This window comes from Asticcacaulis biprosthecium C19 (genome assembly GCF_000204015.1).
Taxonomy (GTDB): domain Bacteria; phylum Pseudomonadota; class Alphaproteobacteria; order Caulobacterales; family Caulobacteraceae; genus Asticcacaulis; species Asticcacaulis biprosthecius.
Map to the genome: position 1 here is coordinate 1,852,002 of NZ_GL883077.1, position 19,741 is coordinate 1,871,742.

The 19,741-nt window shown below is 58.8% G+C and carries 19 protein-coding genes; 6 read left to right on the forward strand and 13 right to left on the reverse strand.

The genetic code is table 11. From position 1 onward, the window contains the following. The 5 genes from ABI_RS08610 to ABI_RS25605 form a co-directional block, all read right to left on the reverse strand. Positions 1–1,629, reverse strand: a complete 1,629-nt coding sequence (locus ABI_RS08610; RefSeq protein ID WP_006272532.1) for an ABC-F family ATP-binding cassette domain-containing protein — start codon at positions 1,627–1,629, stop codon at positions 1–3. A 303-nt stretch (positions 1,630–1,932) separates the two neighbouring features. Further along, on the reverse strand, positions 1,933–3,000 hold the full coding sequence (locus ABI_RS08615) for an SHOCT domain-containing protein (RefSeq protein ID WP_040308725.1): 1,068 nt from the start codon (positions 2,998–3,000) through the stop codon (positions 1,933–1,935). A gap of 332 nt (positions 3,001–3,332) precedes the next feature. Further along, positions 3,333–4,961 carry an RNA-directed DNA polymerase gene (locus ABI_RS25080; RefSeq protein ID WP_006272534.1) on the reverse strand — a complete coding sequence of 543 codons (1,629 nt, stop codon included), beginning with the start codon at positions 4,959–4,961 and terminating at the stop codon, positions 3,333–3,335. A gap of 185 nt (positions 4,962–5,146) precedes the next feature. After that, positions 5,147–6,097, reverse strand: coding sequence for an alpha/beta hydrolase (locus tag ABI_RS08625; RefSeq protein WP_006272535.1), 951 nt, complete (start codon positions 6,095–6,097; stop codon positions 5,147–5,149). 5 nt (positions 6,098–6,102) lie between these two features. Continuing rightward, on the reverse strand, positions 6,103–6,246 hold the full coding sequence (locus tag ABI_RS25605; RefSeq protein ID WP_006272536.1) for a hypothetical protein: 144 nt from the start codon (positions 6,244–6,246) through the stop codon (positions 6,103–6,105). 275 nt (positions 6,247–6,521) lie between these two features. On the opposite strand from ABI_RS25605, the gene ABI_RS23560 reads away from it, so the two are divergent. Further along, a complete protein-coding gene (locus tag ABI_RS23560; protein ID WP_157138749.1) occupies positions 6,522–7,130 on the forward strand; it encodes a DUF998 domain-containing protein in 609 nt (202 codons plus the stop codon). 232 nt (positions 7,131–7,362) lie between these two features. Here ABI_RS23560 and ABI_RS08635 read toward each other — a convergent pair whose 3' ends face one another. The 7 genes from ABI_RS08635 to fucP form a co-directional block, all read right to left on the reverse strand. Further along, entirely contained in the window at positions 7,363–8,106 is a 744-nt protein-coding gene (locus tag ABI_RS08635) for an SDR family oxidoreductase (RefSeq protein WP_006272538.1), read from the reverse strand. A gap of 192 nt (positions 8,107–8,298) precedes the next feature. Then, positions 8,299–9,510: a UxaA family hydrolase gene (locus ABI_RS08640; protein ID WP_006272539.1), complete on the reverse strand. Its 1,212-nt coding sequence runs from the start codon at positions 9,508–9,510 to the stop codon at positions 8,299–8,301. Beyond that, a complete protein-coding gene (locus tag ABI_RS08645) occupies positions 9,503–9,802 on the reverse strand; it encodes a UxaA family hydrolase (protein WP_006272540.1) in 300 nt (99 codons plus the stop codon). Before ABI_RS08645 ends, ABI_RS08640 begins: the two co-directional genes overlap by 8 nt. Next, the gene (locus tag ABI_RS08650; protein WP_006272541.1) at positions 9,799–10,830 is read right to left on the reverse strand and encodes an aldo/keto reductase; all 1,032 of its coding nucleotides are present in this window, start codon (positions 10,828–10,830) and stop codon (positions 9,799–9,801) included. Before ABI_RS08650 ends, ABI_RS08645 begins: the two co-directional genes overlap by 4 nt. Positions 10,831–10,929: 99 nt before the next feature. Then, positions 10,930–11,709 carry an IclR family transcriptional regulator gene (locus ABI_RS08655; RefSeq protein WP_006272543.1) on the reverse strand — a complete coding sequence of 260 codons (780 nt, stop codon included), beginning with the start codon at positions 11,707–11,709 and terminating at the stop codon, positions 10,930–10,932. Continuing rightward, positions 11,702–12,532 carry an amidohydrolase family protein gene (locus ABI_RS08660; protein WP_006272544.1) on the reverse strand — a complete coding sequence of 277 codons (831 nt, stop codon included), beginning with the start codon at positions 12,530–12,532 and terminating at the stop codon, positions 11,702–11,704. The genes ABI_RS08655 and ABI_RS08660 overlap by 8 nt, the downstream gene beginning before the upstream one ends. Then, positions 12,532–13,839, reverse strand: coding sequence for an L-fucose:H+ symporter permease (fucP, locus tag ABI_RS08665; protein ID WP_006272545.1), 1,308 nt, complete (start codon positions 13,837–13,839; stop codon positions 12,532–12,534). Before fucP ends, ABI_RS08660 begins: the two co-directional genes overlap by 1 nt. A 130-nt stretch (positions 13,840–13,969) precedes the next feature. Here fucP and ABI_RS08670 point away from each other — a divergent pair, with 130 nt between their 5' ends. From ABI_RS08670 to ABI_RS08685, 4 genes are all read left to right on the forward strand, one after another. Next, a complete protein-coding gene (locus ABI_RS08670; RefSeq protein WP_006272546.1) occupies positions 13,970–14,320 on the forward strand; it encodes an L-rhamnose mutarotase in 351 nt (116 codons plus the stop codon). Further along, positions 14,317–14,832: a hypothetical protein gene (locus tag ABI_RS08675; protein ID WP_006272547.1), complete on the forward strand. Its 516-nt coding sequence runs from the start codon at positions 14,317–14,319 to the stop codon at positions 14,830–14,832. The genes ABI_RS08670 and ABI_RS08675 overlap by 4 nt, the downstream gene beginning before the upstream one ends. Positions 14,833–14,943: 111 nt before the next feature. After that, positions 14,944–15,891, forward strand: coding sequence for a Gfo/Idh/MocA family protein (locus ABI_RS08680; RefSeq protein WP_006272548.1), 948 nt, complete (start codon positions 14,944–14,946; stop codon positions 15,889–15,891). A gap of 264 nt (positions 15,892–16,155) precedes the next feature. Continuing rightward, positions 16,156–16,548 carry a cytidine deaminase gene (locus ABI_RS08685; protein WP_006272550.1) on the forward strand — a complete coding sequence of 131 codons (393 nt, stop codon included), beginning with the start codon at positions 16,156–16,158 and terminating at the stop codon, positions 16,546–16,548. A gap of 17 nt (positions 16,549–16,565) precedes the next feature. Here the strand turns inward: ABI_RS08685 and pyk are convergent, their stop codons facing one another. Continuing rightward, a complete protein-coding gene (gene pyk / locus ABI_RS08690) occupies positions 16,566–18,026 on the reverse strand; it encodes a pyruvate kinase (protein WP_006272551.1) in 1,461 nt (486 codons plus the stop codon). 361 nt (positions 18,027–18,387) lie between these two features. Here pyk and ABI_RS08695 point away from each other — a divergent pair, with 361 nt between their 5' ends. After that, positions 18,388–19,737 (forward strand): sugar MFS transporter, encoded by a 1,350-nt coding sequence (locus tag ABI_RS08695; protein ID WP_006272552.1) that lies wholly within the window; start codon positions 18,388–18,390, stop codon positions 19,735–19,737. The last annotated feature ends 4 nt before the right edge of the window (positions 19,738–19,741 follow it).

Consider the following 19,741-nt stretch of genomic DNA (forward strand, 5'->3'; position numbering starts at 1 on the left):
CTACCCGTTCGGATGCAGCCCCGGCGCTTCCTGGCCGGTGCGGGCGACATATTCGGTATAACCGCCACCATAGCTGTGGACGCCCTCCGGTGTCAGTTCCAGCACCCGGTTCGACAGCGCCCCCAGGAAATGGCGATCGTGCGACACGAACAGCATCGTGCCTTCGAAATCAGCCAGCGCCGCGACCAGCATCTCCTTGGTCGCCATGTCCAGGTGGTTGGTCGGCTCGTCCAGCACCAGCAGGTTCGGCGGATCGAACAGCATCTTGGCCATCACCAGACGCGCCCTCTCGCCGCCGGACAAGACCCGGCACGGCTTTTCGACATCGTCGCCGGAGAACCCGAAGCACCCGGCCAGGGTCCGCAAGGCGCCCTGACCGGCCTGGGGGAAGGATCCGTCTAGCGACTCGAAAATCGTCTCTTCGCCGTCCAGCAGATCCATGGAATGCTGGGCGAAATAGCCCATCCGGACGCTGGCGCCGACCGTCACCGTCCCCTTGTCAGGTTCGGTCGTCCCGGCGGCCAGCTTCAGCAGGGTCGACTTGCCGGCGCCATTGGCCCCCAGCACACACCAGCGCTCCTTGCGGCGCACCTGGAAATCCAGGCCAGCATAGATTGACTGGTTGCCATAGCTCTTATGGACATTGCGCAGGTTCAACACGTCGTCGCCCGACCGCGGCGGGGTGCGGAACTCGAACTGCACCGACTGGCGCCGGCGCGGCGCCTCGACGCGTTCGATCTTGTCGAGCTTCTTCACCCGGCTCTGCACCTGGGCGGCGTGCGAGGCGCGTGCCTTGAAGCGCTCGATGAACTTGATTTCCTTGGCCAGCATGGCCTGCTGACGTTCGAACTGCGCCTGGCGCTGCTTCTCACTGAGCGCCCGCTGCTGCTCGTAAAAATCGAGATCGCCCGAATAGGTGATCAACGACCCGCCGTCGATCTCCACCACCTTGCCGATGATGCGGTTCATGAAGGCGCGGTCGTGGGATGTCATCAACAAGGCGCCGTCATAGTCCTTGAGAAACGCCTCCAGCCAGATCAGACTTTCCAGATCCAGGTGGTTGCTGGGTTCGTCCAGCAACATCCCGTCGGGCCGCATCAACAGGATACGGGCCAAGGCCACGCGCATCTTCCACCCGCCGGACAATAGCCCGACATCGCCGTCCATGCGTTCCTGGCTGAAGCTCAAGCCCGCCAGCACCTCGCGCGCCCGCGCCTCCAGGGCATAGCCGTCCAGCTCCTCGAACCGCTCCTGGACCTCGCCATAGCGCTCGATGATGGCGTCCATCTCGTCGGCCTGGTCCGGATCGACCATGGCGGCCTCCAGCTTCGCCATCTCGGCGGCCAAAGCGCTGACCGGTCCGACGCCATCCATGACCGCGGCGACCGCGCTCTGGCCGGACATTTCGCCGACATCCTGGCTGAAATAGCCGATGGTCATGCCGGCATCGATGGCGACCTGGCCGTCGTCGGGCAGCTCCTGGCCGGTGATCATGCGGAAGAGCGTGGTCTTGCCGGCGCCATTGGGGCCAACCAGGCCCACCTTCTCGCCTTTCAGAACGCCCATCGAAGCGTCGATAAACAGGATCTGGTGGCCGTTCTGCTTGCTGATATTGTCGAGGCGGATCATTAGGGACTTAACTGACTGAAAATGGGAGGATCGTCGACCTAACGGCCATGACGCGGCTTCGCGCAGGCCTGTACAGGAGCACAGCCAGTTAGGGAAGGGCAAGCCTTGCAGTCATTTCGCCAGACGGAGCGGAAGGCAAATGAGCCTCAGCTTATCCAAGATCGCCATTCCGTCGGTAGGCCGTCATTATACGCGCGTCACTTTCGGCCCGAGGTCAGATCAATGCTGTGAAACGACCACGCATTTCAACACCTGTTCATGAAGTATGCGCGGCGGACGATGAGTTGAGTTCCTTTTGATGTTCTATTCATCGTCACGGCCATCACAAAAAACCTTGTAGTCCACGACAACTGGATCATCTGATTCCCCCTGCGTAATAATAGAAAGTTTCGCCACCCCTCCTTTAGCCTGGAGAGTAAAGAAACAGTACGCGTAACCCGTTCCGGAGCAACTGTCCAGTTCTGGAAATCGCAGAGGATCTACTTGCGCATCATCACCAACAAATCTTTCCTTCGTGCCTGGTGGTGCTTTCCATCCCGAATTTCCCAGCAATTCCCGGGCTTTCGAAAACGTCTGACCAAATACGACCGGCACATTGTATTCCCCGCCACAGACCACGTCACTTCCTGTGATTTTATCAAATGTAAGACTATGATTTTTGAGACTAATTTGGCCAACAGGAATGACATCATCCGAAACTCGCAGATGGTCACCGACAATTTCTATATTGTTTATTCCGATTGCGTTTTTCCCCTTACCATATAAGACACCAATCAGTTGACCACCGTCGAAAAATGCCAAATTCGCATCTTTAGTGAAGCAATGCCCACTGGTGCCTGGATCGTAACCGCGAATTATAAATACAGAGTCCAGCCGTTGAAACGCCTCCTCTTTTACTACGCGCCACCCTTGTTGCTGTGCTATTTTTCCGCCGGGCGTCTGAGCTTTATATTGATCGGGATCACCGCAATAGTTATCCGCATCGCCGTCATATGACTTAACGGCGGGCAACTGCTGCAGACGTACGAGACTCGCACCGGCAACATTGGAACGAAGGGCATATTCCTTTGGCTGCGGCGATTCCGCACCAGCGACTGAGAAACTCGTTTTCCAGTTCGTATGTGACAAGGATAAGACTAGCCATGAGAGCAATACAAGAAAGCCAGCGGCCCCAGCAATTAAGGCAAACGGTGTTGAGTTCTGGCGCTTTGCGGTGAGGCGGGAAGCCAAATCTGTCACTGTAATCTGCGACTTTTCGTCGGGACTATCCGTTTCAAGAATTCGTCGTTTTTGCGCCGCAAATTCTTCGTCTGAGAGAAGCCCTTCGGCGTGAAGTTTGCCCACACGTTCTAGCTCATCCCAGCGCTTCATTGACAATTCCCCTATCAGAGCCCGGTCGCTCTCCGCTTAAGGGAAGATAGACCGAGATCCAGTCTTAGGGAAGACTTAGGAATTGCAGGAATTTCGGGGAATGGCTTAGTCGATTTATTCTTTCAATTATCTGTTGCGGCCAGCTGGGTGGTCGAACAAGAGGGAGGAATCAAGTCTGTAGTCTACGCTGATTTGGATATCACCGTTGGACCTCCTCGCCGCCGACCAACTGAAGGCAAAAGAAATCTGCAGTGTACTCAAAATCTCCAGCAGTGCATTGCCGAATTATCTACTCGTTAGCCATTGCCCAGCATCCGTCGAAATCCAGACAACTAGAACGGCTCGCGATCTTCAAAGTGATCATGACCTAGAGCGTCGTAGCTCTGCCTGTCATCTTCGTCTTCGTTGTTGTCATATCCATATCTAGTACGACTGATCGCGCGTCGATTTTCTTCTTTTACATGTACAATATGCTCACCAAAGTCTAACAACTTGATATGGCGACCAGCCAGATGTGAGAATTCTTCAGCATAGAGGCCAGAAAATGACGCTCCGGAAAAGCCCTGTGATCGCGCTACAAGGTTCACAAGCCAACCGGAATCCACGGTCGATAAGCCAGAGCCCAGAGATAACTTTGGCCGCCGCTTGATTTTTCCGTCTACATGCGCCTGAACAAGAAGTGCACGAACATGTGCGTTACGATATTTGGATAATTCTTCTATCATCGCGGGTGGTATGTCTATTTCGCATATTATTAATAGCCAAAGCATCCACAAAAGTTCATGGTCGTGATTAAGTGCAAGGCACTTTCGGATAATAATCTCGGCGACGGCCTGCCAACCCTCTAAGTCGATAGGTTCACCTAACGCCTTCCGTTTGGCAACAAGAAGGCAAGCATAATCAATTGCGTGAGGATGTTTTTGAATTATTCTTTGAATGTTTTGTTCGACAAAACCCCAATGAAACGAACGATAAACGCGCCCTTCGTCAAATGCCCTGAAAAGAATTTTCACGGGGCTATCTGAACCAATCTCCCTCGCGTATGTGACGGCTTCAGTAATTGCCCGTTCAATTTTTTCAGGGCGTATGGCAAATCCGAAAAAACCCATATGGTCTCTAAGTCTTTGAGCCCATAGGTCGTTGATAGGTTCCAAACTGGAAAGAATTTTTGTTTTTTGATCATTAAGATTTAGCTCATATGTGGCTAATACATCCCTCAGATAAGACAGAACCGATTGTGCTTCATGCTCCGTTCGGAGTCCTATGTAATAGTCATCCACATGGCGAACGGCCCCTACGATCAAATGCCCGACCGCCTGCTTAAGCTCTGTGTCGAGTTTTGCTAGTACAAATTCAGCGATTAATCTATAAGCATCTGGCCCCACCAGAACACCTCTAGTGTTGCCGCGTTGACCATTCCGCACAAAAAAATCTAATGCATTAAAGAAATTTGCCTCAGAACTTCTATCTGTATCTGATTTCGAAGATTCAATACCATGCATCGACCAAGCAATAGAATGAGTGTAAAGACTTGGAAAACACTGAGCTATGTCCGCTTTAAGGACAAATGGAGCAAATCTTAGATTTTTTGAAGCGCGTTTCGACAGTTCGGAGAGCGATGGAACCTTAACTGCTCTCTCGTCGCTTTCGCCCATGAGCATCGGCGCACCGATTGAGTATTCAGAACGGGCATAATTCGATTCAAAGTGCTTCCAGTTCTTCCAGACGAAGCTCGATATGTAGAAATATGAAATTATGTTTGGCGTGCCGAAGAAGCGCCGACTCCCGTCATGCTTTGTACCGCTGTATCGAACATATTCGGTTTTTCTTTCATGAAACTGATTGTCGTCTAACTTTCCAACAATGCCATGAAATGCGCGCTTAGCATCCTTAGACACAAAGCATGGGGGAAGCGTTTCGGGATATAGGCCTAAGTTGATAAGCGTAAATCGAGTCTTCATGGTTAGAGCATAACGGGAAATTTGATATTTTCACAACCCTAAAAGGTCAATCGTGGAGCTGGCAATCATTAGCTTGAGCCCATTGTTTACCCATAGCAAAGGCACCGGTGTCACTTTGGTTTTCGTCAATGCGCCATTCCCGAACCTGTCAGATATGGGTCCAGACAACCGCTACACGCCAGCCCCTATTTCCCACGCGGACTGAGCCACCCCTCCGACGTCATCCAGTCGATGATGGCGCCTTGCCAGTCGTCACGCGGCAGCAGCGGAAAGCCATGCTCTCCCTTGGCAAACAACCGCGCCTCGGCCGGCACGCCGGCATGACGTAGCGCCTGGAAATAGACGATGGCGTTGTCGACATCGACCAGGGTGTCGTCGGCAGCGTGCAGGATCAGGGCCGGCGGCGTCTGGGCCGTGACCTGCTTTTCGTTGGAAAATTCAGCGACCTTGTCTGGTGAAGGTGACATCCCCAGAAGCCCTTCGCGCGATCCCATGTGCGTGATCTTGGCGTCCATGCTGATCACCGGATAGACCAGAACCTGGAAGTCGGGACGCAGACTCAGCGAATCCGGATTGGCAACATAGGCCGTGTCGAAATGCGTGGCCAAGGTAGCCGCGAGATGTCCGCCCGCCGAAAAACCGACCACACCGACGCGGGCCGGATCGAGGTTCCATTCGGCAGCATGTTGCCGAACGAAGCGCAGCCCGGCTTGCGCATCCTGAATCGGCCCGATCGACGGGGCCTGCATGGTCGCAGCACTCGGCAGCCGGTACTTCAGCACGATGGCAGCAATGCCGTGATCGACGAAGTACCTGGCCTGCTCGACGCCCTCATATTCAAAGGTGAGGCCGGCATAGCCTCCGCCCGGAATGATCAGAACGCTGGCGCCTGTGGCCTTCGCCCTGGCCGGCAGATAGACTTGCAACATCGGCCGCGACACCTGCTGTACCCATCCCGTGCCCGTGCCCTTTTCGGTGTCCGGACCCGGCTTGGAATTGGGAATGGCGCCGTCGCCATACAGGGCAAAGCTTTGCATCTTGGCCGGGAACATGGCGTCGCGATCCGGCTCGGCCGCCATCGCCGGCAGGGCGAACAACGCCGCCGCAACCATCAGACACACAGACCTCAATCCCATTAGCTTCATCCTTTGAAAATCCTCACCGGTGTCGCCTTGAACGCCGGCGTCTTGCCACGCGGATCCACCATCGCCCGAACCCGCACACTGGCCTGCGGATAATAGGCCATCACCGTGCCCTTGGCGATGTCGAAGGCCCGCACCGTCACGAGAAATTAATCGGTTATCACTGGGTCATCGTTTATCCTGCATTATTTAGAATGCGGACTTAATATGACCGGGTTCGCGGAAGACTCTGCAACCCATTATATGCCACCCAATTTCTGCAAGTTGGCTTGACGAAAGGCCTTTGCGTCTTCCTAGTTACAAGGCAAGCGCGGAGCCCGTTTGACAACGCGGTATTCAGCGAGAAGGGGCAAACATGTCTGTAAGAACTGCCGAAGGGCCTTCTCGAAGCCACAAGGGCTGGGCCGTGGGGGCAGCGTTGACGGGCATTACGGGAGCCTTGCTGGCAATCGAGTTTCCCATTATCGGCGATCTGGCCACGCCGGACTATGATGCTTTGCGTCAATTTATCAGCGAGCTCGGTGCCGGTGGTGCCACAAACGCCCAATGGATCAACCACTTCGGTTTCCTTCCCGCCGGTGTCTTGCTGACGTCTTTTTCCGTCCTGGCCTGGATGGCTTTGCCGCGAAAGGGAGCGACCACGGCTGGCTTTTTGGGCACTGCCCTCTATGCCATCGGCTATATCGCCGCGGTCTTTTTTCCGTGCGGTGCCGGTTGCGCCGTAGACAGTGAGGACCCCGTGCAGTTACTGCACAATTTTTTCGGCATCGCTGGCTATCTGACGGCGCCGGGCGCTCTGATCTGTTTCGCGATCGGCGCGAGGGCCTGGCCGGACGCGAACCTCCTGAGCCGACTTGGATGGGTGTATGCGGCTGTCGCGGCATTGGGTTTGGCGGGACTAATGACGGATTTGCCATACCGCGGACTTTGGCAGCGCATTCTGGAGGCAGGCGTTCTGATATGGTGTCTGACCGGCGCGCTGTACCTGGCGCGACAGCCTTTCAAGTCGCGGAGTATCGGTACTTGATACCAATCGCACTATAGTTTCTGCTTCCGTCTCCAGCGTCTGGCGCTCGTTCAGTTTTCGTCGATTTCGTGTCAGGACGACTATTTTGACCGACCTGCCGGCCCCCAAGACCTGGTCTGCCAGATATACGACCGGCCGGCCTGCGCTAGTTCCGGTACTGACGCGCGACTCGAAAATCCTGGACTATGCGCTGAGCGGGAATGTGACCGCGATCGCCTGTAAAATCCAGCTCTCAGTTTATCCAGCCGCCATCGATGATATGGATCTGGCCGGTGGTGAAGCTCGACTCGTCCGACGCCAGATACAGGGCGAGGTTGGCCAGTTCTTCGACTCGGCCGAAGCGGCCCATGGCCTGGCGGGCGGTGAATTCACTGTAGGCCTTGTCGAAGTCGCCGGTGTCGCGCAGGCGCTGCAGCAGGGACGGGGTCTCGACCGTGCCCGGGCAGATGGCGTTGCAGCGGATGCCCTTGGTCACGAAGTCGGCCGCCACCGCCTTGGTCAGGCCGATCACGGCGGCCTTGGTGGCGCCGTAGGCGAAGCGGTTGGGGATGCCCTTTACCGATGAGGCGATCGACGACATGTTGATGATCGATCCGCCGCCCCCAGACTTTTCATAGTTGGCCAGCATGCCGGGCAGGAAGGCGCGGACCGTGCGGTACTGCGCCGTCACGTTGAGGTCGAGCGAGAACTGCCAGGCATCTTCGTCGCAATCCAGAATCGTGCCGGCGTGAACGTAGCCGGCGCAATTGTAGAGTACGTTCACTTCCGGAAATTCGGAAGCGATGGTCTTAACCGCTTCGGCATTGGTGACATCGAGCACGCGCGGGATGGCGCCTTCGATCGTGCCGATCAGGTCTGCCTTGATATCGGTGGCGATGACCGTGGCGCCTTCGGCGATGAAGCGTTCGGCGGTGGCGCGGCCAATGCCCTGGCCGGCAGCGGTGATGAGGGCGGTTTTCCCGGCAAGACGTGGCATAGGTGGTCTCTTCTTAAGCCGCGGCGCGGCGTCAACGATGGAAAAGGTTGTCCACAGATAAGCCAGATAAGCCAGATAAGACAGATTTCAGGTTTTTCCGGAAAGGGCTGAGTGCGTAGCGCCGCTCGAACCATCTGACTTATCTGGCTTATCTGTGGACATCCCTTGGGGAGGTAAGGCCGCTGCGCGGCCTCAGAACTGTTTCAACGGCAGGCAGGCGGGGCCTACGGGGTCGAACGCCTTGTAGGTCAGGATGAACTCCTGGTGCCCCATGGCTTCGCTCAGGGTCTTGCGGCCGGCGGCGACGTCCAGAACCAGGCTGGTGATTTCCTCGCCGACCTCGTCCAGAGTGCCGCGACCTTCCATGATGCGGCCCGCGTCGATATCCATATCGGCCGCCAGCTTGCGGTAGGTTTCCGGGTTGGCGCAGACCTTGATCACCGGCGAAATGGCCGAGCCGACGACGCTGCCGCGGCCGGTGGTGAACAGGGTCACGTGCGCACCGCAGGCGATCAGTTCGACAATTTCCGCATTGTCGGAAATGTTAGGGAAGCCGAAGCGCGGCTCCCCGTCCGGTACCACGTCCAGCAGATAGAGCCCGCCGGTCGGTGGCTGGTCGCCCGGCTTGAGAATTCCGCAGATCGGTGCCGCCCCCGACTTGGAATAGGCGCCCATCGACTTTTCTTCCTGGGTGGTCAGGCCGCCCTCGGCATTACCGGGTGCGAACGAGCCGAAGCCCATGATGGTGTAATAGGCCTCGGCCTTCTGGACGCAGGCTTCGAGTTCGGCGCCCAGTTCTGGCGTGATGGCGCGCGAGGCCATGATCTTCTCGCAGCCGACCAGTTCGCCGGTTTCCTCAAAGATGCAGGCGGCGCCCAGGGCGCCCAGGGTGTCAAAAGCCCGGCCGACGGCCGGATTGGCGGTAATGCCCGAGGTGCCGTCGGAGCCGCCGCAGATGGTGGCGACGATCAGCTCCGACACGTCCATCTGGCCACGCGGGGTCTGGTTGGCGACGGTCTGGATGCGGCGGACGGCCTCCAGGCCCTTGCGAATGGTTTCGGCGGTGCCGCCCTCGTTCTGGATGACGAAGGTCTCGACGGGACGACCCGAGGCCTCGATGGCGCGGGTCAGCGAACTGCGGTTGAAGCTCTCGCAGCCCAGCGATACCAGCACGACACCGCCGACATTGGGATGGGTGCACAGCTTTTCCATCATGTCGTAGGCGTATTGGTTCGGATAACAGCCCGGAAAGCCGATCAGGTGGACCTCGGCGTCGTCGGCCTTGTCGACGATGCGGCGGGCGACGTGGTGGGCGCATTCGACCAGATAGGCGACGGCGATGACATTGCGGATGCCCTTGCGGCCATCGGGGCGCAGCCAGGCTTGAAACTGCTTTTCAGCCATGACCGGTCGCCTCACGCGTATGGGAACTGATGTAGTCGCTTTTCATATTGTGCATGTGGACATGGTTGCCGCGTTTGGCATCGGCGGTCATCGAACCGATCGGGGCGCCGTATTTCAGCACCTTGTCACCGATGGTGACGTCGTAGCGGGCGATCTTGTGGCCAACGTCGATATCGGCCGACAGGATTGCATCGGCGCCGTCGAAGCTGACCACCTGGCCGACCGCGGCATGTTCGCGGCAGACCAGGACGTTGTCGTCCGGATGCAGCAGGATGAAGGGGCCGAAGTTCATGACACCACCGGCTTTTTCGTATCCTGGGGCGTAGGGGCGTCTTCGTGCAGCAGGCCTTCGTGTTTCAGGGCGTTCCACAACTCGGCCGGGATGTCGGTGTGGAACAGTTCGAGATTGGTCTCGACCTGGCCGGCCGAAACCATGCCCGGAATGACGCAGGCGACGGCCGGGTGGGCGAGGGGGAATTGCAGCGCGGCGGCGGGCAGGGGCACGCCGTGGTCAGCGCATAACCGGCCCAGGGCCTTGGCCTTCTTGACGACGTCTTCGGGGGCGGCGCCGTAGTTGTAGTGGTTGTCGCCGACCAGGATACCGGAGTTGAACGGCCCGCCCAGGATGATCGACACCTTGCGGCGCAGACATTCCGGCAGCAACTCATCCAGAGCGCCCTGTTCCAGCAAGGTATAGCGGCCGGCCAGCAGGATGGTGTCCAGGTCGGTATAGGGCAGGACCTCCAGGCAGATGCCCGTCTCATTGACCCCTAAGCCGATGGCGCCGACATTGCGCGCCGCCTTCAGCTCGTCCATGGCGCGGTAGCCGCTATTGAGGAAGATCTTGGTGTGGTGGGCCGCATTGTCGCCATGCGGCATCTCGCCGATATCGTGGCACAGCAGGATGTCGATATAGTCGCGCTTCAGCCGGGCGGTGCTGGCCTCGAACGAGCGCATGATGCCGTCGTAGGAATAGTCGAAGCGCGGCTCAAACGGGTCGCCGTCGACAAAGCCGTGGCGCTCGGTGCCCGGCGGTGGCGGCGAAATCGAGTCGAGTACGCGGCCGACCTTGGTCGACAGACTTGCACGCGTCGGCAGGTTGGCGCCGACTCTGCGCTCTGACAGGCCCTGGCCATAATGCGGGGCGGTGTCGACATAGGCGATGCCGTGGCGAAAGGCGTAGTCCAGGGCTTTTTCGGCGTCTTCGTCGGCGACCGTGCGATACAGGTTGCCGATACCCGCGGCGCCGAAGCCAAGCGCGGTGACGCTCACGGCGGTGGTGCCGATGGTGTTTCGGGGCAGGGAAGAGGTGAGGCTCACGGGGTACGCGTTTCGTCGCTGAGATTTACGTTTAAAACTGTTCTTATAGATGAAATTAATAACAACCCATCATGTCATAGGCAAGGGAATTATCGGGTATTATCCCGGCCCACCCAAGGATTTGCTGAGGGTTTTTGCGGCGTTTTTCAGCCGTTGCAGGGCTTCGTCGTGGGTGACGCCGTCATGGATGTGGATATAGGGCATGGTCAGGGCCGCAACGGTCGTGACGTCGTTCATCACCGGCGCCGACAGGTCGGTAATGCCGTCGATATATTCCGACAAAGAGGTGAAATGTCCCAGGGACAGGGCCTTTTCGGCGTGGGTTTCGAAGGCTTTCCACTCATCGCCGGTAGCGCCGGACTTGAGCAGGGTGCGCCATTGCTCGCGAATCTTGGGCTTTTGGAAGGCGTAGAGCACGACGCCCGAGGTCGAATGGATCAGCGGGCGCTGGTAGCCGACGCGGACTGAGAAACCGAGATCGCCGGGTGCTTCGATACGGGCGATGACCACCATGCGGTCGTCAGAGGCGATGGTCAGGTGGCAGGCTTGACGGGTGGCGTCGCTCAGGGACTGCATCATCGGCAGGGCGCTGGCCAGCAGGTTCTGGCTGGGGCCGCGCGAAATGCCCAGCGAAAACAGCTTGTTGGTCAGTTCAAAGCCATCGCCGCGCGGCGAGGCGCCGACATAGCCGCGCGATTCGAGCACCTGGACCATGCGAAAGAGTTCGCTGACTGAGCGATCGAGGCGCTGGGATATCTGCGACAGGGTCATAGGCTGTTTGGCACCGGCCAGCAGTTCCAGGACGTCGAGGCCTTTTTCCAGCGCAGGAGCGCGGTATTTGGTGGCGGCAGAGTCTTTACTTATCGTGTCTTTAGGCATTTTGCAGGGCCTCATCAAAGGCGTAGAGACGGCGGGCATTGCCGCCCAGAATAGCGTCACGTGTGGCCGGGTCCTTATCGGCTAACCAGGTTGTCGTCCAGTCGAACCAGGCGCGGTAGCTGTCCTTGAGCAGAACCACCGGCCAGTCGGAGCCCCACAACAGCCGGTCGGGGCCAAAGGTGTCGAACAGATGGTCGGCATAGGCGGTGACGGGTTGGCCGTCCGCTTCGGTCAGAAGGCCCGACAGCTTGCAGGCGACGTTGGGGTTTTCGGCGACTTTTGCGATTTTGTCGGCCCAGGGCTGCATCTGTCCGGCGCCGATCGGTGGCTTGCCGCCGTGGTCAATGATGATGCGCAAGGTGGGATAGTCTTTGGCGATGCGGTCAATGGCGCTGAGGTGACGGGTAAACACCAGGGCGTCAAAGGTCAGGCCGCGAGCGGTCATTTCCTCCAGCGCCGGGCGGCAGGCGTCTTGGAGGATCCAGTCGTCATCCAGCCCTTGCAGCGTGGGGCGCAGGCCTTTCAGCTTTGGCTGGTGCGACAGGTAGGCAATGCGGTCAGTCGATTTCGGCGCGGCGAAATCGGTCCAGCCGACCACGGCCTTGATCAACGGTTCGGCCTTGGCCAGGGACAGCAGCCACATGGTGTCGGTTTCGGACGGCTGCGACTGAACCAGGACGGTGCCAGTGACGCCGCAGTCCGCCGTCACCTCACGCAGGTCGGCAGCGACGAAATCGCGGCAAATCTCCGGCAAGTCCGGTGTCGGCCACGACTGGTCGTTGCGGCCGATGTGCCAGAGATGCTGATGGGCGTCGATGATCATCAATGCGACGACGCGGGAAGGCTGTCGACCTTTACGCCCTTGGGGGCGGTGAAGGCGTACAGAGCAATGACGCCGAAACAGGCGGCAACGACCGCGAAGGACGTACGGATGTCACTCTGGTCGGAGACGAAGCCCATGATCGCGGTCAGAACCGCACCGCCGATGATGCTCATGACCAGCAAGGACGAGCCGGTCTTGGTCAGGTTGCCCAGGCCGGCGATCGAGGTGGCGAAGATGGTCGGGAACATGATCGACATGAAGAAGGACGAGGCGACCAGAGCCCACATGCCGGTTTCTCCGCCCAGGACCACGGCAGCGATCATCAAACCGATGTTGATGACAGCGAAGACGCCCAGGATCAGGTTGGGTGACAGCTTGCTCATCAGGGCTGTACCGAAGAAGCGGCCGGCGGCGAAAGCGGCCAGAGCGTAGTAGAGATAGGTGGCCGCGTCCTTATCGACCAGGCCGATTTCCTTTTGGCCATAGCGGATCATGTAGCTCCAGATGCCGACCTGTGCGCCGACATAGAAGAATTGCGCGACCACACCCATAAGGAAGCGCGGCTTGCTGAACAGGCGGCCAATCGAGGCGAAGAAGCCGACCTGTTCGCCGGTGTCTTCCTCGGCGTTCTTCGTCGCGGCGTCGGGGAACTTGCTGAACAGGACCAGGGCGGCCCAGGCGAGGACGACAACGCCGATGATCAAATACGGCGTCTGCACGGCCTTGACCTCGGAAATGTAGAAGGCCTGGCGGGCGCCTTCGGTCATGGCGGCGAGCGCCGTTTCATCGTGCTCGATGCCTGACAGGATGAAGCTCTGGCCGATCCAGATGCCGGCCAGCGAGCCCAGCGGATTGAAGGCCTGGGCCAGGTTGAGGCGGAAGGCTGCTTTATCCGGCGAACCCAGCACGGTGATCAGCGGATTGGCCGACGTTTCGAGGAAGGCCAGGCCCGAGGCGATGACGAACAGGGCGCCGAGGAATGACGTATATTGGTGGTTCTCGGCGGCCGGCCAGAACAGGAAGGCGCCTAGGGCGTACAGGACCAGCCCGACGATGACCGCCGCCTTGTATCCCAGTTTGCGCATCAGGAAGGCTGCAGGCAGGGCGAGGATAAAATAGCCCATATAGAAGGCCGACTGCACCAGGCCCGATTGCAGGTCGGTGAGGATAAAGGCCTTCTTGAATTGCGGGATCAGAATGTCGTTGAGATTATTGGCCATGCCCCAGAAGAAAAACAGAGCAGTGATCAGCAGCACGGGCCAGAGCGCGTTACGCGCCGGCGTGCCGGAAGCAGGCGAAGTCGACATGAAAAATTTCCCTGTTGTGTGGGCTTGCAAAAACCCTTGTTCTTGTGCGGTATTTAACATCACATATGAACGCGATGGTCAAATATGAAATTCGACAAGCGCGCTTTAACCTGCACCAGACGAGGATGCCATGCCGGAGCCACTGTATTTCGCCCTGGACCTGAAGGACGATCCGGAGCTTATTGAACGCTATAAAGCCTGGCATGCACCCGGAGCGGTGCCGGCGGCCATCAACGCCTCGATTCGCGATGCCGGTATCGACGGGCTTGAGATCTTCCTGGCCGGCAACCGGCTGTTTATGATCCTGACGCCAGGCGAGGGCTTCGATGCCGAGGCCAAGGCGCGCGCCGACGCCGCCAGCCCGCATGTTCAGGCCTGGGAAAAGCTGATGTGGGAGTTCCAGCAGCCCTTGCCATTTGCCGCTGCGGGTGAAAAATGGCGGCAACTGGAAAAAATCTACGACCTGGCCCTTCAAACATGAGCCTGCCCCTTATCCCTGAACGTTCGTGCAGCGGCTGCACCCTGTGCTGCAAGCTGCTGGGCATTCAGGTTCTGCAAAAGCTGCCGGGGATCCTGTGTTCGCATTGCCTGCCGAACAAGGGCTGCGGCATCTATGCGCAGCGGCCAAGCGACTGCGCCACCTTCCACTGCAGTTGGCGGACGTGGCGTAACCTCGGCGACCACTGGTTCCCGGCGCACAGCCACCTGATGGTGATCTTGGCCCCCGATGACAGCCGTCTGCTGATCAAGGTCGATGCTGCCTGGCCGGAGGCCTGGAAGGTGCAACCGTTCTACGACGAGATCAAGGCCATGGCGAAGAAGATGGTGCCCGGTGGTTACCAGGTGGCGGTCCAGGTAGGGGACAGCTTTACGTTCGTTCTGCCCGATCGCGAGGTCGAGATGGGGGCAATCGCCGCTGATGAACGGGTGGTTTTCTCGCGGCGGGCGACTCCCGCCGGACCGCAGTTCGACATCCGCAAGATCAAGGCCTGAAGCGCCACGGTCACGCCGCTGAAAAAATTTGTCTTACAATTTGCCAGACGCCTTTTCATACAGTAAGGCAGGCCGATAAACGTGTCAGGTCAGACCCGAAAGAGGAAACAGATGGGACAATTTTCTGCCAGCAAGCCGCTCAAAATCGGTCTGATTGGTCTGGGTAAGATCGCGGTGGATCAGCATATCCCGTCGATCCGGAGCAACCCGTCTTTGCGCCTGGTGGCCGGCTGCAGCCCCAGTTCACGCGTAGACGGACTGGCGTGCTACAATTCCATGGAAGAGATGCTGGCAGCTCATCCGGACATCGACGCCCTCTCCATCTGTACCCCGCCGCAGATCCGTCATTCTATCGCCAAGAAGGTCATTGCCGCCGGCAAGCATACCTTCCTGGAAAAGCCCCCCGCGGCCACCCTGGGTGAGGCCGAAGCCATCGCCGCCCTGGCCAAGGCCAAGGGCGTGAGCCTGCTGGCATCGTGGCATTCGCGGTTTGCCCCGGCGGTGGAAGCCGTGCGTCTGTGGATTGCCGAGCGTAATATTTCGTCACTCAAGATCGTGTGGAAGGAAAACGTCCGTCAGTGGCACCCGGGCCAGAAGTGGATTTTCGAGGCCGGCGGCATGGGCGTGTTCGATCCCGGCATCAACTCCCTGTCGATCCTGACGGCGATCCTGGCCGAGGCGGTGATCGTGAAAAAGGCCGACCTGCATATTCCGGTCAACTGTGATGCGCCGATCCAGGTCGAGATGGACATGACGACCGAGAGTGGCCTGCCGATCCGGGCGGAATACGACTTTCTGCAGACCGGGATTCAGACCTGGAGCATCTACATCGAGAGCGCCAAGGGCGAGAAGCTGGCCCTGCACCTGGGTGGGACGGAACTGGAGATCAACGGCCACGTCAAGATCAAGGAAAAGGAAGCCGAGTATTCGGGCCTGTATGCCCATTTCCTGAGCCTGGTGAATGCCGGGGCTTCGGATGCCGACTTCGCGCCGCTGCGTATCGTGGCTGACGCCATGCTGCTGGGCAAGCGTATCGCCGCGCCGGAATATATCGAGTAGATTATTCTGAACCATCCGCGAAGCGGCCTTTACAGAAAGTGGGTCCACAGATTACACAGATTAGATGGATTAAGTAAGAAAGAACGCGTATCTAATCTTTCTAATCTGTGAAATCTGTGGATCCCCTTGCTTACGAATATTCCGCTTCGCGGGCGTTCAGGATGAACCGAAAAACCGGGGTTCCCAAACCGATTAAACGTTTCACTTGGCAAAGCACCGTCAAGGTGACAGTCTGACCTGCCCTCTGTATCGGAAGGCAAAAGTTTGTCCCAGGATTTGTTCGAGGCGGCCCGCGCCGCCATGCGGCACAGCCACTCTCCCTATTCGAACTTTAAAGTTGGCGCGGCTCTGCGCGACGAAGACGGCCGTATCCATGCGGGCTGCAATATCGAAAACGTTGCCTTTCCGGAAGGCATCTGCGCCGAAGGTACCGCCATCGCCCATCTGATCATGGCCGGTGCCAGACAGATCTTGGAAGTCGCCGTCATAGCCGAACGTCGGGACCTGGTGGCGCCGTGCGGGGGCTGCCGGCAAAAGCTGGCCGAGTTCGCTTCACCGGAAACGCGGGTCTGGCTGTGCGATGCGAACGGGCCGCAAAAATCTTTCACACTGTCGGAGCTTCTGCCGGCGGCCTTTGCGACTGACAGCCTCGGCTGAGCCTCCCAAACACTCACTCACGCGTCGTCGACGAACTCGGCTTCTTCGGTGTTGGTGCGGGTGACGCGGGCGACGCGCAGGGCGTTGGTTGAGCCCGACTTGCCGAACGGCATGCCGGCCACGATCACGATATCCTGGCCCGGTTCGGAAATGCCTTCCGTGCGGGCCAGCTTGGTGGCGACGGCCACCGTCTCGGTCATCGAGTGGGTAATCGGCGTCAGGACCGGGTGCACGCCCCAGGTCAGGGCCAGGCGGCGGGCCGTCTGCATATTTGGGGTCAGCCCCATGATCGGCGCGGTCGGGCGTTCGCGGGCGACGCGCATCACGGTGCTCGACGAATTGGTCATGGCGGCGATGGCCGAGGCGTCGATAGTCTGGGCGACCTGACGGGCAGCGGCAGCAATGGCGCCCGAGGTGCTCTTTTCCGGTTCCGGGCGGCGGCGATCGGTCATGGTGCGCCAGCCGTCGTCCTGTTCGACGCGGGCAATGATGCGGTCCATGATGGTCACGGCTTCGATCGGGTACTGGCCGGCGGCGGTTTCGGCCGACAGCATGACAGCGTCGGCGCCGTCGAACACGGCGGTCGCCACGTCGGAAGCTTCGGCGCGGGTCGGGGTCGGGGCGGTGATCATCGATTCCAGCATCTGGGTGGCGACGATGACGGGCTTACCATGGGCGCGGGCAGCCTGGACGATACGCTTCTGGGCCAGGGGAACTTCTTCGGGCGGCAGTTCGACGCCCAGATCGCCGCGGGCGACCATGACGGCGTCGGACAGGCGGATGATCTCTTCAAGATTGTCCAGAGCCTGCGGCTTTTCGAGCTTGGACAGCACCCAGGCGCGGCCCTTGATGATTTCGCGCGCTTCAAGGACGTCTTCAGGACGCTGGACGAAGCTCAGGCCGACATATTCGATGCCGCGCTCCAGAGCGAACTCCATGTCGGAGCGGTCTTTTTCGGTCAGGGCCGGGATCGGCAGGACGACGTCCGGGACATTGACGCCCTTGCGGTCACTGAGCCGTCCGCCGATGACCACGATGGTTTCCAGATGATCTTCGCGCACATGGGTGACACGCAGCTTAAGCTTGCCGTCGTCCAGCAGCAGGTGCGAGCCGATCTGGGCGGCGGCGATGATTTCGGGGTGGGGCAGGGTGGCGCGGCGGGAATCGCCCGGCGTCGGGTTCAGGTCGAGGCGGAACGGCTGGCCGGGAGTCAGCACCACGGCACCGCCCATGAAGCGACCGACGCGCAGTTTCGGGCCCTGGACGTCAGCCAGGATGCCGATCGGATGTTTGGTTTTTGCTTCGAGGTCGCGGATCAGGTCGATGTTGCGACCGTGGTCCTCATGACTGCCGTGCGAAAAATTCAGCCGGAAAACGTCGGCGCCCGCCTGGTGCAATTGCGCCAGCATGTCAGCGTTTGAGCTGGCAGGGCCTAAGGTGGCGACGATCTTGGTTTTGCGGCGGCGGAGGATTTTCAATGCACGACTCGTTGAAAAGGTTCGTTTTTTCTCACGTTGCCCTGACGTGCAATAAGGCCCGGCGGGCAATCGGCGCCACAAAGCCCTTGTTCTGCCTCAGGGTCAAGTCAAATTTAGGTGGTGGGATGACAGCGTTGTCTTTAGGCGATATAGTTAAATATCGCCTAAGACGCATTCGCACTTGTCGGACAAAAGGTCGCAGGCTAACGTAGAAGTAAGCAAATCGTAAAAATCTTCGCTCGAACGATGTTTTTCATTTGCCAACCATGCAAAAGCGCGCTTTTTGCAATTTGATTTAATTAATCGGTGAGGTCAGGGTCGCGCCGCGTCACTCATCGCATAACGTGTACAGGCAGGTAAAATGTCAGAATCTCAAACCGCAACCAAACCAGTTGGCGGTCTCGCCCTGGCGGTTGTTTATGTGACAGCGCTCTTCTTTATATGGGCGCTGGTTACCAATCTTCTCGATCCGCTGTTGAAGACGATGAAGACCGTCTTCACCCTGACCCCAGTCCAGGCCAACCTTACCGGTTTCGCCTTCTTTATCGCGTACGGTGTGATGTCGCTGCCGTCGGCGGCTTTCCTCTCCAAGATTGGCTATGCCAATTCGGTGATGGTCGGTCTGGCCGGCATCGTTATCGGTTGCTTTATGGCGATCGCCGCCGCGCACATGCACGTCTACACCATCTTCCTGATCGCCCTGTTCGTCATGGCCTCGGGCGTGACCTTGCTTCAGGTTGCCGCCAACCCGCTGATCGCCTCGATGGGCAAGCCTGAAGGCTCGGCCTTCCGCCTAAACCTGTCGCAGTCGTTCAATTCACTGGGTGCGGCCTGTGGCCTGTTCTTCGGCGCCAAGTTCCTGCTGAACGGCGAAATCTTCGAAAAAGACGTGGTCATCACCGATGTCATGCGTGAAGAAGCCCTGGGCTTCGTCTCGAACGTCTATCTCGGTATCGGCTGTGCGCTTCTGGCCTTCATCATCGCTATCTTCCTGGTCCGTCACAAGATCACGGCTGCGGCTCCGAAGACCGGCAAGCTGGTTCTGCCGTTCGTTGCCCTGACCTCGAAATGGGCCAATCTCGGCTCGCTCGGCATCTTCCTGTATGTCGGCGCCGAAGTGGCTATCTCCCTCAACCTGCTCCTGTTCCTCGAGCAGAAGAACATCCTGAACATCGAAGCCCAATCGGCGGGTCAGTTGACCACCTTCTACATGCTGTTCGCCATGATCGGCCGTTTCACCGGTTCGGCCCTGCTGCGGGTGGTCAAGGACTACTATCTGCTGGCCTTCGTGGCTGTCGGCGCCATCGCGCTGAGCCTGGTGGTTATCTTCACCAAGGACCTGATTCCTTCGGCGCATGAGGGCATGATCAATGTCATCCTGACGGAAGTTCCGGTGACCACCGGCCTGATCCCGGCCTTTGCGGCACTGCTGATCGGCCTGTTCAACTCGATCATGTTCCCGACCATCTTTACGCTGACCCTGCAACGTTCCTCGGCGCCGACCTCGGCGACCTCGGGTCTGCTCTGCATGGCCATCGTCGGCGGCGCTTTCCTGCCGCTGGCCTTTGCCAAGATCCAGGAAATGACCGGCAGCATGTCGATGGGCTTCATCGCTCCGCTGATCTGCTACGTCTACGTCCTGTGGTTTGCTTTTGCGGCCAAGAAGGCCCCGACTCACGCCATCGAAGAAGGCGTCAGCTCGGGTCACTAAATCG